Source organism: Acinetobacter sp. 479375 (genome assembly GCF_000581715.1).
Lineage (GTDB): Bacteria > Pseudomonadota > Gammaproteobacteria > Pseudomonadales > Moraxellaceae > Acinetobacter > Acinetobacter ursingii.
Genome location: NZ_JEZN01000080.1, coordinates 1 through 353 on the forward strand (window position 1 = coordinate 1; position 353 = coordinate 353).

Genomic DNA, 353 nt, shown 5'->3' on the forward strand with positions numbered 1-353 from the left:
AACGAGTTTTCTCTTTTAATTTCAGAGATAAGTCATGCACTACGCGCTGCGCTTGTCTTGCGAAATAAAAAAAGAGATTATTAATCTCTTTTTTTATTTCTCAGGGTCTGTAGCTCAGTTGGTTAGAGCACACGCTTGATAAGCGTGGGGTCACAAGTTCAAGTCTTGTCAGACCCACCATTCTGACGAATAGATTAATGAGTACAGAGTTAAAGATACGTAATGATATAAGCTGGGGACTTAGCTTAGTTGGTAGAGCGCCTGCTTTGCACGCAGGAGGTCAGGAGTTCGACTCTCCTAGTCTCCACCAAATTTCAAGAACAGAAAAGCGCAGCTTTTCCTTGAAATTTAAG

The 353-nt window shown here is 41.4% G+C and carries 2 tRNA genes; both read left to right on the forward strand.

The annotated features are described in order from the left end of the window. Positions 1 to 103: 103 nt before the first annotated feature. Positions 104 to 180, forward strand: a tRNA-Ile gene (locus J500_RS16860). A gap of 54 nt (positions 181 to 234) precedes the next feature. Continuing rightward, a tRNA-Ala gene (locus tag J500_RS16865) sits at positions 235 to 310 on the forward strand. The last annotated feature ends 43 nt before the right edge of the window (positions 311 to 353 follow it).